The sequence below is a fragment of the Streptomyces purpurogeneiscleroticus genome (assembly GCF_020024005.1).
GTDB lineage: Bacteria > Actinomycetota > Actinomycetes > Streptomycetales > Streptomycetaceae > Streptomyces > Streptomyces purpurogeneiscleroticus.
The window spans coordinates 1-15,833 of record NZ_NHSG01000150.1 but is presented as its reverse complement, the minus strand read 5'-3'; the positions used below and the strand labels follow the sequence as shown (position 1 = coordinate 15,833).

The 15,833-nt window shown below is 71.0% G+C and carries 14 protein-coding genes; 8 read left to right on the top strand and 6 right to left on the bottom strand.

Annotated elements, in window-relative coordinates; all coding sequences use genetic code 11:
• A partial coding sequence (locus tag CCS38_RS08560) for a streptophobe family protein (RefSeq protein WP_223732587.1) occupies positions 1-1,649 on the bottom strand: 1,649 nt, incomplete at its 3' end.
• 264 nt (positions 1,650-1,913) lie between these two features.
• Here CCS38_RS08560 and CCS38_RS08555 point away from each other — a divergent pair.
• Positions 1,914-4,430, top strand: a complete 2,517-nt coding sequence (locus tag CCS38_RS08555; RefSeq protein WP_443742949.1) for an ABC transporter ATP-binding protein/permease — start codon at positions 1,914-1,916, stop codon at positions 4,428-4,430.
• 120 nt (positions 4,431-4,550) lie between these two features.
• Here the strand turns inward: CCS38_RS08555 and CCS38_RS08550 are convergent, their stop codons facing one another.
• A complete protein-coding gene (locus CCS38_RS08550) occupies positions 4,551-5,333 on the bottom strand; it encodes a transglycosylase SLT domain-containing protein (protein WP_223732586.1) in 783 nt (260 codons plus the stop codon).
• 563 nt (positions 5,334-5,896) lie between these two features.
• Here CCS38_RS08550 and CCS38_RS08545 point away from each other — a divergent pair.
• Together CCS38_RS08545 and CCS38_RS08540 are read left to right on the top strand one after the other, a co-directional pair.
• Entirely contained in the window at positions 5,897-7,078 is a 1,182-nt protein-coding gene (locus CCS38_RS08545; RefSeq protein WP_223732585.1) for a GAF domain-containing sensor histidine kinase, read from the top strand.
• Positions 7,071-7,739 carry a response regulator gene (locus tag CCS38_RS08540; RefSeq protein WP_308050744.1) on the top strand — a complete coding sequence of 223 codons (669 nt, stop codon included), beginning with the start codon at positions 7,071-7,073 and terminating at the stop codon, positions 7,737-7,739. The genes CCS38_RS08545 and CCS38_RS08540 overlap by 8 nt, the downstream gene beginning before the upstream one ends.
• A gap of 134 nt (positions 7,740-7,873) precedes the next feature.
• Here the strand turns inward: CCS38_RS08540 and CCS38_RS08535 are convergent, their stop codons facing one another.
• On the bottom strand, positions 7,874-8,677 hold the full coding sequence (locus CCS38_RS08535) for an Rv1486c family protein (RefSeq protein ID WP_223732584.1): 804 nt from the start codon (positions 8,675-8,677) through the stop codon (positions 7,874-7,876).
• An 87-nt stretch (positions 8,678-8,764) separates the two neighbouring features.
• Here CCS38_RS08535 and CCS38_RS08530 point away from each other — a divergent pair, with 87 nt between their 5' ends.
• From CCS38_RS08530 to CCS38_RS08515, 4 genes are all read left to right on the top strand, one after another.
• Positions 8,765-9,574, top strand: coding sequence for an ABC transporter ATP-binding protein (locus tag CCS38_RS08530; RefSeq protein WP_223732583.1), 810 nt, complete (start codon positions 8,765-8,767; stop codon positions 9,572-9,574).
• 126 nt (positions 9,575-9,700) lie between these two features.
• Entirely contained in the window at positions 9,701-10,114 is a 414-nt protein-coding gene (locus CCS38_RS08525; protein WP_223732588.1) for an NfeD family protein, read from the top strand.
• 130 nt (positions 10,115-10,244) lie between these two features.
• The gene (locus tag CCS38_RS08520; protein WP_223732582.1) at positions 10,245-11,177 is read left to right on the top strand and encodes an SPFH domain-containing protein; all 933 of its coding nucleotides are present in this window, start codon (positions 10,245-10,247) and stop codon (positions 11,175-11,177) included.
• Positions 11,178-11,300: 123 nt separating this feature from the next.
• Complete coding sequence (locus CCS38_RS08515; RefSeq protein WP_223732581.1) at positions 11,301-12,068, top strand: sulfite exporter TauE/SafE family protein; 768 nt, start codon at positions 11,301-11,303, stop codon at positions 12,066-12,068.
• A gap of 71 nt (positions 12,069-12,139) precedes the next feature.
• Here CCS38_RS08515 and CCS38_RS08510 read toward each other — a convergent pair whose 3' ends face one another.
• From CCS38_RS08510 to CCS38_RS08500, 3 genes are all read right to left on the bottom strand, one after another.
• Positions 12,140-12,643: an HNH endonuclease gene (locus CCS38_RS08510; RefSeq protein ID WP_223732580.1), complete on the bottom strand. Its 504-nt coding sequence runs from the start codon at positions 12,641-12,643 to the stop codon at positions 12,140-12,142.
• Positions 12,644-13,039: 396 nt separating this feature from the next.
• Positions 13,040-13,579 carry a YbhB/YbcL family Raf kinase inhibitor-like protein gene (locus tag CCS38_RS08505; protein WP_223732579.1) on the bottom strand — a complete coding sequence of 180 codons (540 nt, stop codon included), beginning with the start codon at positions 13,577-13,579 and terminating at the stop codon, positions 13,040-13,042.
• A 123-nt stretch (positions 13,580-13,702) separates the two neighbouring features.
• Positions 13,703-14,485 carry a sporulation protein gene (locus CCS38_RS08500; RefSeq protein WP_223732578.1) on the bottom strand — a complete coding sequence of 261 codons (783 nt, stop codon included), beginning with the start codon at positions 14,483-14,485 and terminating at the stop codon, positions 13,703-13,705.
• Positions 14,486-14,700: 215 nt separating this feature from the next.
• Here CCS38_RS08500 and CCS38_RS08495 point away from each other — a divergent pair, with 215 nt between their 5' ends.
• Positions 14,701-15,351, top strand: coding sequence for a DNA-3-methyladenine glycosylase (locus CCS38_RS08495; protein ID WP_223732577.1), 651 nt, complete (start codon positions 14,701-14,703; stop codon positions 15,349-15,351).
• The last annotated feature ends 482 nt before the right edge of the window (positions 15,352-15,833 follow it).

The window sequence follows — 15,833 nt, the reverse complement described above, 5'->3', positions numbered from 1 at the left end:
GCGGTGTCACTGCCGTGGGGCGGCGGCTTCCGGGGCGGTGTCTCGCGCGGCGGCTCCGCACGGGGCGGCTCCCCATGGGGCGGCAGCGGCCGCATGTACGGATTGGTGTCCGGGTTCGGCCGCCGGTACGGGCGCGACGGCCTGTACGGCCCCGGGCGCTCCGGGTCCCCGTACCCCGACCCGTATCCCGGCCCGTACGCCGCCGGGCCGTGCACCGGCGGGCCGTGGACCGGCACCGGCGGATCGGCCGCGCTCCGGCCCGCGAGTCCCGCCCAGGCCGCCAGCAGCGCCCCCGCCAGCCCGGCCGCCGCGCCCCACAGCGCACCCAGCAGCAGCCCCGCGCCGGGGTTCCCGCGCAGGTCGAGGCCCGCCCCGTGGACGCCGATCCCCATGAAGGACAGCCGGACGTCCGCCGTGACCTCCGTCAGCCACACCAGCAGCGGTACGGCTACCGCGGTCAGCGCCCCCAGGCGCAGCGCACAGCCGCCCGCGTACGCCGGCACACCGGATCCCCCGCGCGCCGTGCGGGCGGCCGTGAGAACCCCGGCCAGCAGCATCAGCGCGACCGCCACCAGCACCGCGAGCCACGCCCACCCGCTCTGCTCGGCCAGCCGCTGCAGGGTGAGCGGCCGCTCACCCCCGCCGCCCAGCAGCTCCCGCAGCGGCGCCGGCAGGACCGGCAGCGGCGCCCCGCTCGCCGAGCCGTGCCAGGGCACGGACAGGCCCAGCGGCAGCGCGAGCCACGCCCCGTTGGGCGCGCCCAGCAGCGCGGCCCCCAGCGCCCGCCGCGACTGGCCGCCGCTGGTCACTCCGTACACCCCGGCCGCCAGGCCCAGAAGTACCGCGAAGCACAGCACCTGGGTGAGCGCGGAGGCGGCGGGGCGGACGGCGCGGCCCGCGCCGGCCAGCGCGCGGGGGAGCGGGGTGCGCCGCGAGGCCGCCAGCGCGATCAGCAGGACGGCCAGTACCCACACCGCGCCGGCCACCAGCGAGGGCCAGGCCACCACCTCGAAGTCGACGCGGAGCCGGGCGTCCGCGAGGTCCGCGAGCCCGTCCGGCAGTCGCATGCCGGGCAGCTCCCGCCCCAGGTCCGGTAAGTCGCCGAGGTCCGGCAGCTCGCCGAGCCCCGGCAGGTCCGGCAGCCGGTCGAGCGGCCCGTCGCCCCCGTCGCCCCCGTCGCCCGGGCCCGGTATCAACGCTCGCCCCGGGATCGTTACGGAGTCGTGTCCGGCCCAGGTGAGGCCGCCGACCAGCGCGGTGAACAACGCGGCCACCGTCGCGGCGCGCGCCGCCAGCCCGCCCGGCGTGACCCCGCCGGGCACCGCGCGCACCGACCGCAAAAACACCGTCCCCAGCACCAGTGCACCGGTCAGTCCCACGCCCAACGGCACGATGTCAATGGCGGTTTCGGCCGTCACGCCGGACTCGCCGAAGGCCGGGACAGCACCCCGCGGGGTCACCGATCCCCCCACCGCCAGCACCATGACGGCAGCCGTCATCGGGCCCAGCGAGCCGTACGCATCGGCGCCCAGCAGATGCAGTCCGAGGGCTGCGACGCCGGTCATCGCGAGGAACGCGCAGCAGACCGCGATGACGGCGGAGAGCAGCACACCACCCGGTCCTGTGTGCGGAGTTGCGGTCGCGCTCATCGCGGCCCCCGATCGTGCCGCCGGTCGATGCTGAGACATCCGTGTTGCCCGCATCGCGTGGCATCCGTACGGATCCGTGGGTTTCTCCCACTCTCCGGGGGCCTTTCGCCGGCGTCAACCGACGACAACACTGTCCGCTTCGTGCCCTTGCCACGGCCCGACTTTCAGTCGTGGCCCGCTGCCTGGAATAGTTCCTCACGATGTTCACCATCCCTAGACTTCCCGTGCAGGGGGTCACTCGGGGGACAACTAGTGGGGCATGGAGTGCCTGAACTCGTACTCGAAATCAACGGAATGACCTGGGCGCTCGATCCGTCCCGGGTGTACAGCCTGGGGCGCGATCCCCAGGGTGATGTGGTGCTGGACGACGCGCGGGTGTCCTGGCGGCACGCGACGGTGCGCTGGGGAGGGCGCAGTTGGGTCATCGAGGACCAGGGCAGTACCAACGGCACGTATGTGCAGGGGCAGCGGATCCATCAGATGGAGATCGGCCCCGGCTCGGCCGTGCACCTCGGTAACGCCACCGACGGTCCCCGGCTGACCCTCAGCGGTACGGCGGCGGCCGCCGCCGCGCCGGACGCGTACGCCGCGCAGCCCGCGGCCCCCGCCCAGCAGGGCGCCCCCGGCTGGGCGGGCGCGCAGCAGCAGCCGGCGCCGCAGCAGGGATGGCAGGGCGCGCCGCCGCAGGGTCCGTCCTCGTACGGCGCCGGTATCCCGCCGCAGGGCGGGCCGCAGCAGCCCCCGGCACAGGGCGGCGCGGCTCCGCAGGCGGCGGGCGACCGCAGCCCGACCACCTTCCACCAGCTGGATCTCGGCCGCGTCATGCGCATCGGCCGTGCCCTGGAGAACGAGCTGGTCGTCTCCGACCTGCAGGTCTCCCGGCACCACGCGGAGTTCCGGGCCACGCCCGACGGCCGCTTCGAGATCCACGACCTGGGCAGCCACAACGGTACGTACGTCAACGGCCAGCCGGTCCCCAAGGGCGGCTCCGCGCTCATCGGGCCGCAGGACACCGTCGGCGTCGGTCACTCCACGTTCCGGCTGGTCGGCGACCGGCTGGAAGAGTTCGTCGACACCGGTGAGGTCTCCTTCTCCGCGCGCCACCTGACCGTCACGGTCGAGGGCGGCAAGCAGATCCTGAAGGACGTCTCCTTCGCCGTACCGGAGAAGTCGCTGGTCGCGGTCATCGGCCCGTCCGGCTCCGGCAAGTCCACGCTGCTCAAGGCGCTCACCGGTTACCGCCCCGCGAACGAGGGCGACGTCCTCTACGACAACCGGAATCTGTACAAGCAGTTCGCCGAGCTGCGGCAGCGCATCGGTCTGGTCCCGCAGGACGACATCCTGCACAAGGAGCTGACCGTCCAGAAGGCGCTGCGGTACGCGGCCAAGCTCCGCTTCCCCGGTGACACCGCGGAGGCCGAGCGCGAGGCCCGTATCGACGAGGTGCTGCACGAGCTCAAGCTGCACGTGCACAAGGAGAAGAAGGTCACCGCGCTCTCCGGCGGCCAGCGCAAGCGCGTCTCGGTCGCCCTGGAGCTGCTGACCAAGCCGTCGCTGATCTTCCTGGACGAGCCGACCTCCGGCCTCGACCCGGGCATGGACCGCGACGTCATGAAGCTGCTGCGCGACCTCGCCGACGACGGCCGTACGGTCCTGGTGGTCACGCACTCCGTCGCCGAGCTCGCGCTCTGCGACAAGCTGCTGGTCATGGCGCCGGGCGGCGGTGTCGCCTACTTCGGCCCGCCCGAGGAGGCGCTGAACTTCTTCCAGTACGAGACCTGGGCGGACGTCTTCTCGGCGTTCGAGAACTACCGGGACTACGACTGGATGGGCCGCTGGCGCGGCTCCCCGCACTACCAGATGTACGCGGCCGACCTCGACGCCGTCGCGCCGCAGTCGGTGAGCGTCCAGGCGCCGCCGGCCCGCATGCAGAAGTCCCAGAGCTGGGGCTCCCAGCTGTGGACCCTGATGCGGCGGTACGTCTCCGTGATCGCCTCCGACCGCGGCTTCCTGGGCCTGATGCTGGTCCTGCCCGCCGTGCTCGGCGTGGTCTCCATGCTGATCCCCAGCGACTTCGGCCTCGGTTACGGTCCGCTCGACCGGGCCCGCACCAACCGCGACGCCACGACGATCATGCTGATCCTCACGGTCGGCATGTGCTTCTCCGGCGCGGCCAACTCCGTACGAGAACTGATCAAGGAACGCGTCATCTACGAGCGCGAACGGGCCACCGGCCTGTCCCGCTCGGCCTATCTGATGTCGAAGGTGATCGTCCTCGGCATGGTCACCGCCGTACAGGGCGTGATCATCGCGGTGATCGGCTTCTCGACCCGCAACATGCCCGCCGAGGGCCTGATCGTGGAGGATCTGCCGGCCATCGAGATGACGCTCGCGATCATCGCGCTCGGCTTCACCTCGATGATGTTCGGCCTGCTGATCTCCTCGCTGGTCAAGACCGCCGAGAAGACCATGCCGCTGCTGGTCATGTTCGCCATCGTGCAGGTCGTCTTCACCGGCGTGCTCTTCCAGCTGTACAACACTCCGGGCGTCGCGCAGTTCTCCTGGCTGATGCCCTCGCGCTGGGCGGTCGCGGCGCTGGGCGCCACCGCCGACCTGAACACGCTCCTGCCGTGGGACAAGACCGACCCCGACCCGCTGTGGCAGCACCAGACCGGCGTCTATGTGATGGACATGGTTTTCCTGCTGGCGCTCGGCGTGATTCTCGGTTTCGCGGTGGCGCGCCTGCTGCGCCGTCACGAGCCGGAGGTCATGCGCAAGTAACGCGGCTCATATATTGCGTACGCGCAAATGAAGAACCGCGAGGGGCGGCACCCGGAATTCGGGTGCCGCCCCTCGCGGTATTCATCGTCCGGCGCCGGTGCTCCGGCGCGCCGCAGTGGCTCAGTACGCCGAGTCGACGTTGTCCATGGAGCCGTACCTGTCGGCCGCGTAGTTACAGGCGGCGACGATGTTGGCGACCGGGTCGTACAGGTCGTTCGCCGTGCCCTCGACGTGGTACTGGTCGAAGGTCGGCTGGATGACCTGCAGCAGGCCCTTGGACGGAATGCCGTTCTGGGCGTTCACGTCCCAGTTGTTGATCGCCCGCGGGTTACCGCCGGACTCACGGATGATGTTGCGCTTGATGCCCTCGTAGGAGCCGGGAATCCCGTGCTTCTTCATGATCGAGAGGGACTCGCGGATCCAGCCGTCGAGGTTGTTGGGGTAGGTGACCGGCTGGCGCTCGGCGGACCGGCTCGCGGCCTGCGCCGTGCGCTGCTGGGCAGCCTTGTTCTTGGCGGCCTCCTTGGCCTGGGCGGCCGCCTCGGCGGCAGCCTTGGCCTTCGCCTGGGCGGCGGCCCTGGCGTCGCCCTCGGCCTGCTTCTTCGCGGCGAAGGCGGAGGCGCTGGCCTGCTCGGCGGCGCGCGTGCTGTGCTCGGTCAGCTCGGCGTTCCGGGCCTTGGCGGCCGCGTTGTCGACCAGGCTGTACGCGGAGGAGTCGTCGACCACGTGGTAGGCGACGGGCTTCACGTTCTGGGCCGTCGTGGACTGGGTCGGCTCGGCGTTGGCCGCACCCGGGACAACGGCGAAGACCACGGCGGCGGCACCGCCCGCGGCCACGGCGGCGGCGGAGAGCTTGTGATTCCGGTTCAGGCGGCTGTAGCCAGTCTTGGCGTGCAGGGGCATGCGGAAAGAACCTCTTCCAATGGGGGACGTCGCGTGGGCCGGATTGGCGCGAGAACGCCGAGATCCTTTTCCACGGCGCCGGGCGACGTCAGCCATTGTTAGCGGTCGAAATTTGACCCCGCAATCATGTGACGTACGAAGCTGGATAGTGGAACCCAAGGCCACCGAATTGCGTCCGGCGGCACTCAGTCCAAGGGGTGGCTCGGATCAACTCCTGCGGCTGCCCGCATTCGCGTCCCACTAACACCCTTCGTAAGTGATGTACGCCCTATGTGCGGGCTCACATGTTTAGGGGTGCCACCTGCCGTTATGTCATTGACTCGGCACGGAAAGTGAGCGTCCGGAGAGCCCTCTCGGGTCTCGATCGGCGGCCTTTCCTTTCCCCTATATATAGGGGGCACAAAGTCCCCGCTCCAAAGTGGCCGATGGTCCCGCGCGCCGGGAGCGGAAAGGCCCGCCCGCGCCGCGCCCGCCGCCCGGCCCTCCGCCCTAGGCCCCAGGACGCAGCCGGCGCCCCACCGCAGGCGGATACGCGCCGTGCGGGCCGCCGGTACGGTAAGCGCATGACCAAGGGATCGGGGGCCGAGCGGGGAGCCGGGCTCTCCGCGGTGAGCGGCGCCATCCTCGCCATGAGCCGGCACCTGGAGGTGCGCGACGTCCTCAAGACGATCGTCGCGTCCGCCCGCGAGCTGCTGGACGCGGAGTACGCCGCGCTCGGCGTCCCGGACGACCACGGCGGCTTCGCGCAGTTCGTCGTGGACGGGGTGAGCGAGGAGCAGTGGAAGGCCATCGGCCCGCTGCCCCGCCAGCACGGCATCCTCGCCGCGATGCTCCAGGAGGCCACCCCGCAGCGGCTCGGCGACGTCCGCCAGGACCCCCGCTTCGAGGGCTGGCCCGGCGCTCACCCCGATATGTCCGACTTCCTGGGCATGCCGGTCGCCGACGGCGACGAGATCCTCGGCGCGCTCTTCCTCGCCAACAAACGGCGCTCTGCGGAGGGACACTCCCCGGACCCGGAGCCGGCCGGCGGCTGCGGCTTCACCGAGGAGGACGAGGCGCTGCTCGGCATGCTCGCCCAGCACGCCGCCATCGCGCTGACCAACGCCCGGCTGTACGAGCGCAGCCGCGAGCTGACCATCGCGGGGGAGCGAGCCCGGCTGGCGCACGAGCTGCACGACGCGGTCTCCCAGAAGCTCTTCTCGCTGCGGCTGACCGCGCAGGCCGTCACCGCGCTGGTCGACCGCGACCCGGCCCGCGCCAAGGGCGAGCTCCAGCAGGTCACCCGGCTCGCCGCGGAGGCCGCCGACGAGCTGCGGGCCGCCGTGGTGGAGCTGCGCCCCGCCGCCCTGGACGAGGACGGCCTGATAGCCACGCTGCGCACCCAGATCCAGGTGCTCGACCGCGCACACAGCGCCAAGGTCACCTTCGCCTCCCACGGGCTGCGGGCGCTGCCCGCCGCGCAGGAGGAGGCGCTGCTGCGGGTGGCGCAGGAGGCATTGCACAACGCGCTGCGCCACGCCGACGCGCAGCATGTCGACGTCACTCTCGTGCGCCACCGGCAGGGCGCGGTGCTCCGGATCGCCGACGACGGCCGCGGCTTCGATCCCGGCATCGTCCGCCGGGCCGGGCGCCACCTCGGCCTCGTGTCGATGCGGGACCGGGCGAGCGGCGTCGGCGGCAGGCTCACGGTGGAGTCGGAGCCCGGCAAGGGCACCGCTGTCGAGATGGAGGTCCCCGGTGGCTGACGGAGACAGGGGCCCGCTCGGCGGCCCCATCAAGGTGCTGCTGGTCGACGACCACCAGGTCGTACGGCGCGGGCTGCGCACGTTCCTGGAGGTACAGGACGACATCGAGGTCGTCGGGGAGGCCGCCGACGGCGAGGAGGGCGTCGCCGCGGCGGAGCGGCTGCACCCCGACGTCGTCCTGATGGACATCAAGATGCCCGGCATGGACGGCGTCGAGGCGCTGCGGCTGCTGCGGAAGCAGCACAGCCCCGCCCGGGTGCTGATCGTGACGAGCTTCACGGAGCAGCGGACCGTCATCCCGGCGCTGCGGGCGGGCGCCGCGGGTTACGTCTACAAGGACATCGCCCCCGACGCGCTGGCCGGCGCCATCCGGTCCGTGCACGCCGGGCACGTCCTGCTCCAGCCCGAGGTGGCCGACGCGCTGCTCAGCCAGGAGGACACCGGCGGCGGCCAGGGCCGCGGCGGCTCCCTCACCGACCGCGAGCGCGAGGTGCTGGTCCTCATAGCCGACGGCCGCTCCAACCGCGAGATCGCCCGCGCCCTGGTCCTCTCCGAGAAAACGGTCAAGACCCACGTCTCGAACATCCTCATGAAACTGGACCTGGCAGACCGCACCCAGGCCGCGCTGTGGGCGGTACGGCACGGGGTAAGCGCCCCGTAGGGGCGCGGGGAACTGCGCGCCCGGCCACAACGGTGGAATACTCGTCCGCGTACGGAGAAGCCCACGGCGCTGAGGGCGCGGAGAACTGCGCGCCCAGCCACAACGGCGCCGCGGCCGCCGACGCACAGAACCCCCTACGGCGCCTTGCGCTCGCGCTCCTCCACATACGCGTTGTACGCCGCAACCTGCGCCCGCCGCGCAGTCCGCTCCACCGGCCGCAACGCCTCCCGTCGCGCGGCGATCTGCGACGCACTGACCGCGGCCCCGTGCTCCCGGCCGTCCCCGCCGGGCCCCTGAGCGATATCGATCAGGGCCCCCACCTTCTGCGCCAGCTCCAGCACCCGCACCGCCCGCGGCGGATACCCCGGCGCCAGCAGCTGCCGCCCGGCCTCGGCCCGCGCGCGGTACGCCGCCAGCGCCGCGTCGGCGACCGGGCCGGATCCGGCCACATCCAGCTTCGCCAGCAGCTCCGTCGCCTCCCGCAGCGCCTGCGCCAGCTCCCGCTCCGCCTCGCCGAGCGAGGGCACGTCCGCCGGCGGCGCGTCCCGTACGGCCATGCACTGCCATACGACCTCGACGTACACATCGCCCTCGGGCCCCGCCTCGTGCACCTCCGGCACCAGGCCCAGCGCCACCCCGCAGGCGGTGACCGCCTCCTCGGCCTCTATCGCGCGCGCATTGAACTCCGGCGGGCCGCTCAGCCCCAGCGGGTGCCCCGGCACCGGCAGTGCCACCCGCAGTCCGGTCGCGCCCAGCGCCCGCAGCCGGCCCAGCGCGAGCGTCAGCCCCACCGGACCCTCCTCGCCGGGCAGCCCTGTGACGCGGTGCACCGCGTCACCCTCCGAGATCCGCTCCGCTGCGTCATCAGGTGGGACAAGCCCGGCCAACAGGGCATTTCCCCACGCGGCCAGCCGTCCTGATCGAGGTTCATCGAGCATGGACCCAGCCTAAGGACAGCCACTGACAATGGGTGGCGTAGGTTTGCAGAGGGCTGCGCCCACAGGCGCACCGACGACCGAGATGCAATGGGAGACAACGCGCTCATGAGCGATGTTCTGGAGCTGGTGGACGTATCCGTGGTCCGCGAGGGCCGGGCTCTGGTGGACCAGGTCTCCTGGTCGGTGAAGGAGGGAGAGCGCTGGGTGATCCTGGGCCCGAACGGCGCCGGCAAGACCACCCTCCTCAATGTCGCCTCCAGCTATGTCTTCCCGACCACGGGCACCAGCACGATCCTCGGCGAGACCCTCGGCAAGGTCGACGTCTTCGACCTCCGTCCGCGCATCGGCATGGCCGGCATCGCGCTCGCGGACAAGCTGCCGCGCCGCCAGACCGTGCTGCAGACCGTGCTCACCGCCGCGTACGGCATGACCGCCACCTGGCAGGAGCACTACGACCCGGTCGACGAGCAGCGCGCCCGCGCCTTCCTCGACCGGCTGGGCATGACCCCGTACCTGGACCGCAACTTCGGCACCCTCTCCGAGGGTGAGCGCAAGCGCACCCTCATCGCCCGCGCGATGATGACCGACCCGGAGCTGCTCCTCCTGGACGAGCCGGCCGCCGGCCTGGACCTCGGCGGCCGCGAGGACCTCGTGCGCCGCCTCGGCAGACTCGCCCGCGACCCGTTCGCCCCGTCGATGATCATGGTCACCCACCACGTCGAGGAGATCGCGCCCGGTTTCACCCACGTCCTGATGATCCGTCAGGGCAAGGTGCTCGCGGCCGGCCCCATCGACCTGGAGCTGACCTCCAGCAATCTCTCCCGCTGCTTCGGCCTGCCGCTCATCGTCGAGCGCAACGGCGACCGCTGGACCGCCCAAGGTCTGCCGCTCACCTGACAGTTGGCGCGGAACGATCCCTGACCGGGGCCGGGGCCGAAAAGCCCCGGCCCGATCCGGTCGCGATCGATCGCACCCTGTCCGCGACACCGCTCGCCGATCTACCATGAGCCCGTGGATGCATGGGTGTGGTGGCTGATCGCTGCCGTAGGACTGGGAATTCCTCTCGTCGTCACCGCGATGCCCGAGTTCGGGATGTTCGCGGTCGGCGCTGTCGCCGGTGCCGTGGTGGCCGCGCTGGGCGGTGGCATCGTCGCGCAGGTCATCGTCTTCGCCGCCGTCTCGGTCGCGCTCGTCGCCGTCGTGCGCCCGATCGCCAAGCGCGCCCGTACCGGAAGGCCGGGCATGGCCTCCGGTGTTGACGCCCTGAAGGGCAGGCAGGCCACGGTGCTCGAACGGATCGACGGCTCCGGCGGCGGCCGCATCAAGCTCAACGGCGAGGTCTGGTCCGCGCGTGCGCTGGACGAGGGCCAGGTGTACGAGCCGGGGCAGAAAGTGGACGTCGTGGACATCGAGGGAGCAACCGCCGTCGTCATGTGACGGCCTTGATCAACTGACCCTCGCAGGACCGGAGAACGGCCTGCACAAGAGGGTGAGTCTCTGAAAGACTCGATCACCTACTCGCCGGGCGGGACCGGCCGACAGCTATGGAAGGACACGAGGAGCCACTGTGGAACCGATCATCATCGTCCTGATCATCCTGGTGGTGCTGGTGTTCATCGCACTCATCAAGACGATCCAGGTCATTCCGCAGGCCAGCGCCGCCATCGTCGAGCGCTTCGGCCGCTACACCCGCACGCTGAACGCGGGCCTGAACATCGTCGTGCCGTTCATCGACTCCATCCGCAACCGCATCGACCTGCGCGAACAGGTCGTGCCCTTCCCGCCCCAGCCGGTCATCACGCAGGACAACCTCGTCGTCAACATCGACACCGTCATCTATTACCAGGTGACGGACGCCCGCGCCGCGACGTACGAGGTCGCCAGCTACATCCAGGCGATCGAGCAGCTCACGGTCACCACGCTCCGGAACATCATCGGCGGCATGGACCTGGAGCGCACCCTCACCTCCCGCGAGGAGATCAACGCGGCGCTGCGCGGCGTCCTGGACGAGGCCACGGGCAAGTGGGGCATCCGCGTCAACCGCGTCGAGCTCAAGGCCATCGAGCCGCCGACCTCCATCCAGGACTCGATGGAGAAGCAGATGCGCGCCGACCGTGACAAGCGCGCCGCCATCCTCCAGGCCGAAGGTGTCCGGCAGTCCGAGATCCTGCGCGCCGAGGGTGAGAAGCAGTCCGCGATCCTCCGCGCCGAAGGTGAGGCCAAGGCCGCGGCCCTGCGCGCCGAGGGCGAGGCCCAGGCGATCCGTACGGTCTTCGAGTCCATCCACGCCGGCGACCCGGACCAGAAGCTGCTCTCGTACCAGTACCTCCAGATGCTCCCGAAGATCGCCGAGGGCGACGCCAACAAGCTCTGGATCGTGCCCAGCGAGATCGGCGACGCGCTCAAGGGCCTCGGCGGCGCGCTCGGCAACTTCACGCCCGGTGGCGGCGCCCCGTCCGCCCCCACCACCACCCACCTCGAGAAGCCGTCGATCGACTGACAGCGCGCCACGGCCGTCCCGGACCGTGGCCCCGCGGAGCACCCACCGGACCCCTGGTGCATGATCGGTTCATGACGCACCGATCACGCGCCGGGGGTTCCGTATGACCACCAGGGGCTCCGCATGACCTTCTGGGAAGCGCTCGCCGTCTTCGCCGCAGGTCTGGGCGCGGGCGCCATCAACGTCGTCGTCGGCTCCGGGACGCTCATCACCTTCCCCGTCCTGCTCGGCATCGGCCTGCCGCCCGTCACCGCCAACGTCTCCAACAGCCTCGGCCTCGTACCGGGCTCCATCAGCGGCGCCATCGGCTACCGCCGCGAACTGCGCGGCCAGCGCCGCCGCATCCTCCGCTTCGGCGCCACCGCCCTCGCCGGCGGCCTGGCGGGCGCCGTCCTGCTGCTCGCCCTGCCCTCCGACGCCTTCGACGCGATCGTCCCCGCCCTCGTCGCCATCGCCCTCGTCCTCGTCGTCCTGCAGCCCCGGCTGTCCGCCGCCGTGAAGGCCCGCCGCGCCCGCAACGGCACCGTCCCGCACCGCGACGGCGGCATCGCCCTCCTGACCGGCCTGCTGCTCTCCAGCGCGTACGGCGGCTACTTCGGCGCCGCCCAGGGCGTCCTGTACATCTCCCTGATGGGCCTGCTGCTCGACGAGGGCCTGCAGCGCGTCAACGCCCTCAAGAACGTGCTCGCGCTCGTCGTCAACGGCATCGCCGCGGTCTTCTTCCTCTTCGTCGCCGACTTCGACTGGACGGCGGTGCTGCTGATCGCCGTCGGCTCCGCGCTCGGCGGGCTCGTCGGCGCCAGGCTCGGCCGCCGGCTGCCGCCCGCCGTCCTGCGCGGCGTCATCGTCGCGGTCGGCGTCGTCGCCATCGTGCAGCTGCTGCTGCGCTGAGAGCCGCACACGTACGACGAAGGGGCGCGGGTGTCTCCCCGCGCCCCTTCACGCACTCTCATGCGCCGGCCCTATGCCGACTGCACCAGCCAGTCCGGCAGCTCCTCCCGTACGGACACCCCCAGCGCCGCCAGCATCGTGTCGGCAGGCGTCGGCACGAACGGCCGCCGCAGCATCTCCATCCCCGCCTGCTCCGGCGTCCGGTCCGCCTTGCGGTGATTGTCCTCGGCACACGAGGCGACCGTATTCAGCCATGTGTCACCGCCCCCGTGCGCCCGCGGCACCACATGGTCCACGGTCGTCGCCCGCCGGCCGCAGTACGCGCACCGGTGCTGGTCCCGCACCAGTACGCCCCGCCGCGACCACGGCGCCTGTCTTCGGAACGGCACCCGTACGTATCTGCTCAGCCTGATCACCAGCGGTACCGGCAGATCCACCGCGGCGCCCCGGATGCGCAGCCCGGGGTGCGCCTGCTCGACCACGGCCTTGTCCTGCATGACCAACACGACCGCCCGCCGCAGCGACACCGTCGACAGCGGCTCGAAGCTCGCGTTGAGGACCAGCGTCTCGCGCATCCCGACCACCTCCCGCATCCCGTCCGCCGCTCGGCGAAGTGGCTCCACTGTGCAGTTCCAGTGATCCCCCGGACAACGCAATTTCCGTATGCCGCAAGGGAGATGACAGGTGAGCAACGGGCGAACGAATGGCGAACCGGAAAGCCGGAAAAGGGGGTGGGGAAGGGGGGAACGCTCCGGGCCCCGCCCCCGTGATCAGGGACCCGGAGCGTTACGGCAGCCGGCGCGGGCGTCCGACACGAGGCGGACTCCGGCAGACAGCAGGGGACACACCTGCGCCCCGCCGCCCCCGCCACTGCGGTGCCGACTGCCCGACGGCCATGTGGCAACCGTCGGCCAAGCACCACTGTGCGATCCGGGGCGCCGGGGCGCAACGGAATTACGGGCGAGCCCGCGTCACCCCTCGGCGGGGATCTCGTACTCGCCGATCAGCTGGGCCCGGCCCAGCGTGTGGAACCGCAGGTTGAAGCCCACCACGGCGGGCGAAGCGTCCGCGTCCGGGCCGAGCTTCTCCTGGTCCACCGCGTACACGGTGAAGACATAACGGTGCGGACCGTCCCCGGGAGGCGGCGCCGCGCCACCGAAGTCACGCGTCCCGTAGTCGTTCCGTACGTGCACCGCGCCCTCGGGCAGGCCCTTCATGTCACCGGAGCCCGCACTCGCCGGCAGCTCCGTCACCGACGCCGGGATGTCGAACACCGACCAGTGCCAGAAACCGCTGCCGGTCGGCGCGTCCGGGTCGAAACAGGTGACGGCATAGCTCCTGGTGCCCTCCGGAGCACCCTCCCACCGCAGGTGGGGCGAGGTGTTCCCCGCGCTGAACACCTGGGCGTCCGCCAGCGTCCCGCCCTCCTGCAGATCGTCGCTCACCACCGTGAACGAGGGCACCTGCGGATGAAAATCGTGCGGGAGCGGCCGGCGCTTCTGCTCGGACACTTCGACACCTCCTGATCGCATTCGGAGACCGTCCGGCCAGGTTAGAACCTGCTCGTGGCAGAACCGGTGCCCGGCCCGGCCGGAACTCATGTCCCCGCGCCGCGATCCGCGGTGCGCCGCGGCTCAGAACCAGTTGCGCTTGCCGCCCACCTCGGCCAGCCACTGGTTCAGGTACGCCACCCAGTCCGTGTTCTGGAAGTCGTGCAGCCCCACCTCGAAGGCGCGGAAGGTGTCGCTGCCCTCGGAGAACAGCCCCGGCTTCTTGTCCATCTCCAGTACGACGTCCATCGCCCGGTCGTCCGCCACGAAGGACAGCTCGACCTGGTTCAGCCCCCGGTACTGCTGCGGCGCGAAGAACTCGATCTCCTGGTAGAAGGGCAGCTTCTGCCGCGAGCCCCGGATGTGCCCGCGCTCCAGGTCCGCGTTCTTGAAGCGGAACCCGAGCTGCCCGAAGGCGTCGAGGATCGCCTGCTGCGCCGGCAGCGGGTGCACGTTCACCGGGTCGAGGTCACCGGAGTCGACCGCACGGGCGATCGCCAGCTCGGTCGTGACACCGACGCTCATCCCCTGCAGGTGCTGCCCGAGGAACGTCGTCACCGGCGTCTCCCACGGGATCTCCAGCCCGAACGGCACGGTGTGCGCCGCACCGGCCTGCACCTCGAAGGCGCCGCCCAGCTGCTGCTTGGTGAACTCGATGTTCTCCTTGCGCTCCCCCTCGCTGGTCTCGACCTCGACCACGGCCTGCAGCCCGACCGACAGCCCCTCGATCTGCTGCGGCACCGAGCCGCCCTGGATGCGCACCTCACCGTGCACGACGCCACCGGGGACGACGTTCTCCTCGAAGAGCACCGTCTCCACCGACGCGCCTCCGGCACCCAGACTCGCCAGCAGCTTCTTGAACCCCATTGATCGTCCTCCCCAGGCACGCGCCTGTACTTCGGTGATGTCCGGCCGCGGCACACCTGCCCGGTCCGGGTCCGCCCCCTACGAACGCGAAACGGCGTACGGCGGTTCCCCCGGCGGCCGGCCGCCGCACGCCCACACCCTGCCAAGACGGGGTACCTCCGGGCCACTCCGCCACCCCCGAAGAGAGCGAGCGAGGTCCACTACCCTGGGAACGCATGATCTCCGAACCCACCCGTATGCCGCTCCCGCGGACATTCTTCGACCGCCCCGTCCTCGAAGTCGCCCCCGACCTGCTCGGCCGCACCCTCGTGCGCAGCACACCGGAGGGCCCCATCGAACTGCGCCTTACGGAGGTCGAGGCGTACGACGGTGAGAACGACCCCGGCTCGCACGCCTACCGGGGCCGCACGGAGCGGAACGCGTCGATGTTCGGCCCGCCCGGACACGCGTACGTCTATTTCATCTACGGCATGTGGTTCAGCCTCAACCTCGTCTGCGGCCCCAACGGCTATGCCAGTGGTGTCCTGCTGCGCGCCGGCGAGGTGCTCAGCGGTACGGAGCAGGTCGCCGCGCGCCGCCCGAAGTCCCGCCGCCCGAGTGAACTCGCCCAGGGCCCGGCCCGGCTGGCCACCGGCCTCGCCATCGACCGGCAGCTGAACGGCACGGACGTGTGCGCGGGCCCCGGCGCGCCGCTCTCCGTCCTCGAGGGCATGCCGGCCGCCCCTGACTTGGTACGCAGCGGACCGCGCACCGGTGTCGGCGGCGAGGGCGCGACCCACCCGTGGCGCTTCTGGATCGACGGCGACCCGACGGTCAGCCCGTACCGGGCCCACGTCCCCCGGAAGCGCCGGACCAGGGCTGCTTGACTCTGCCCGGGCAGAGTCGTAACGTAGCCCGAGCCGCTTGAGACGGGCAGCGCTATGTGCGCACGCCGCAGGCGGCACCACCATCACTTTTGAACGACCCCCTCAACCGGGTTCTCTTTCGCATTGCCGAAAAACGAATCCCGGTTGTATCGGTCCGGCCATGCCGACGCCGATTATGAGCGATCAGGGGAATCCGCTAAAGTGATGGCACGCCGAAAGGCACCCCTCCCGACAGGGAAATCGGATACGAATTCGAGCGACTGCGACTTTCGAGACGCAGAGCACGGAAGAGGATCTGGTAAAGTCGGAACCGCGAAGAAGCCGAAAGGCGGAAACGCACCGGCGAAAATCGGGCCCGCAAGGATCTGATAGAGTCGGAAACGCAAGACCGAAGGGAAGCGCCCGGAGGAAAGCCCGCGAGGGTGAGTACAAAGGAAGCGTCCGTTCCTTGAGAACTCAACAGCGTGCCAAAAGTCAACGCC

What these genes read in the sequence shown, in the direction of transcription:
- CCS38_RS08550 (WP_223732586.1), bottom strand. Translation starts at nt 5,333, where the DNA reads ATGCCCCTGCACGCCAAGACTGGCTACAGCCGCCTGAACCGGAATCAC.
- CCS38_RS08545 (WP_223732585.1), top strand. Translation starts at nt 5,897, where the DNA reads ATGACCAAGGGATCGGGGGCCGAGCGGGGAGCCGGGCTCTCCGCGGTG.
- CCS38_RS08535 (WP_223732584.1), bottom strand. Translation starts at nt 8,677, where the DNA reads ATGCTCGATGAACCTCGATCAGGACGGCTGGCCGCGTGGGGAAATGCC.
- CCS38_RS08530 (WP_223732583.1), top strand. Translation starts at nt 8,765, where the DNA reads ATGGGAGACAACGCGCTCATGAGCGATGTTCTGGAGCTGGTGGACGTA.
- CCS38_RS08515 (WP_223732581.1), top strand. Translation starts at nt 11,301, where the DNA reads ATGACCTTCTGGGAAGCGCTCGCCGTCTTCGCCGCAGGTCTGGGCGCG.
- CCS38_RS08510 (WP_223732580.1), bottom strand. Translation starts at nt 12,643, where the DNA reads ATGCGCGAGACGCTGGTCCTCAACGCGAGCTTCGAGCCGCTGTCGACG.
- CCS38_RS08500 (WP_223732578.1), bottom strand. Translation starts at nt 14,485, where the DNA reads ATGGGGTTCAAGAAGCTGCTGGCGAGTCTGGGTGCCGGAGGCGCGTCG.
- CCS38_RS08495 (WP_223732577.1), top strand. Translation starts at nt 14,701, where the DNA reads ATGATCTCCGAACCCACCCGTATGCCGCTCCCGCGGACATTCTTCGAC.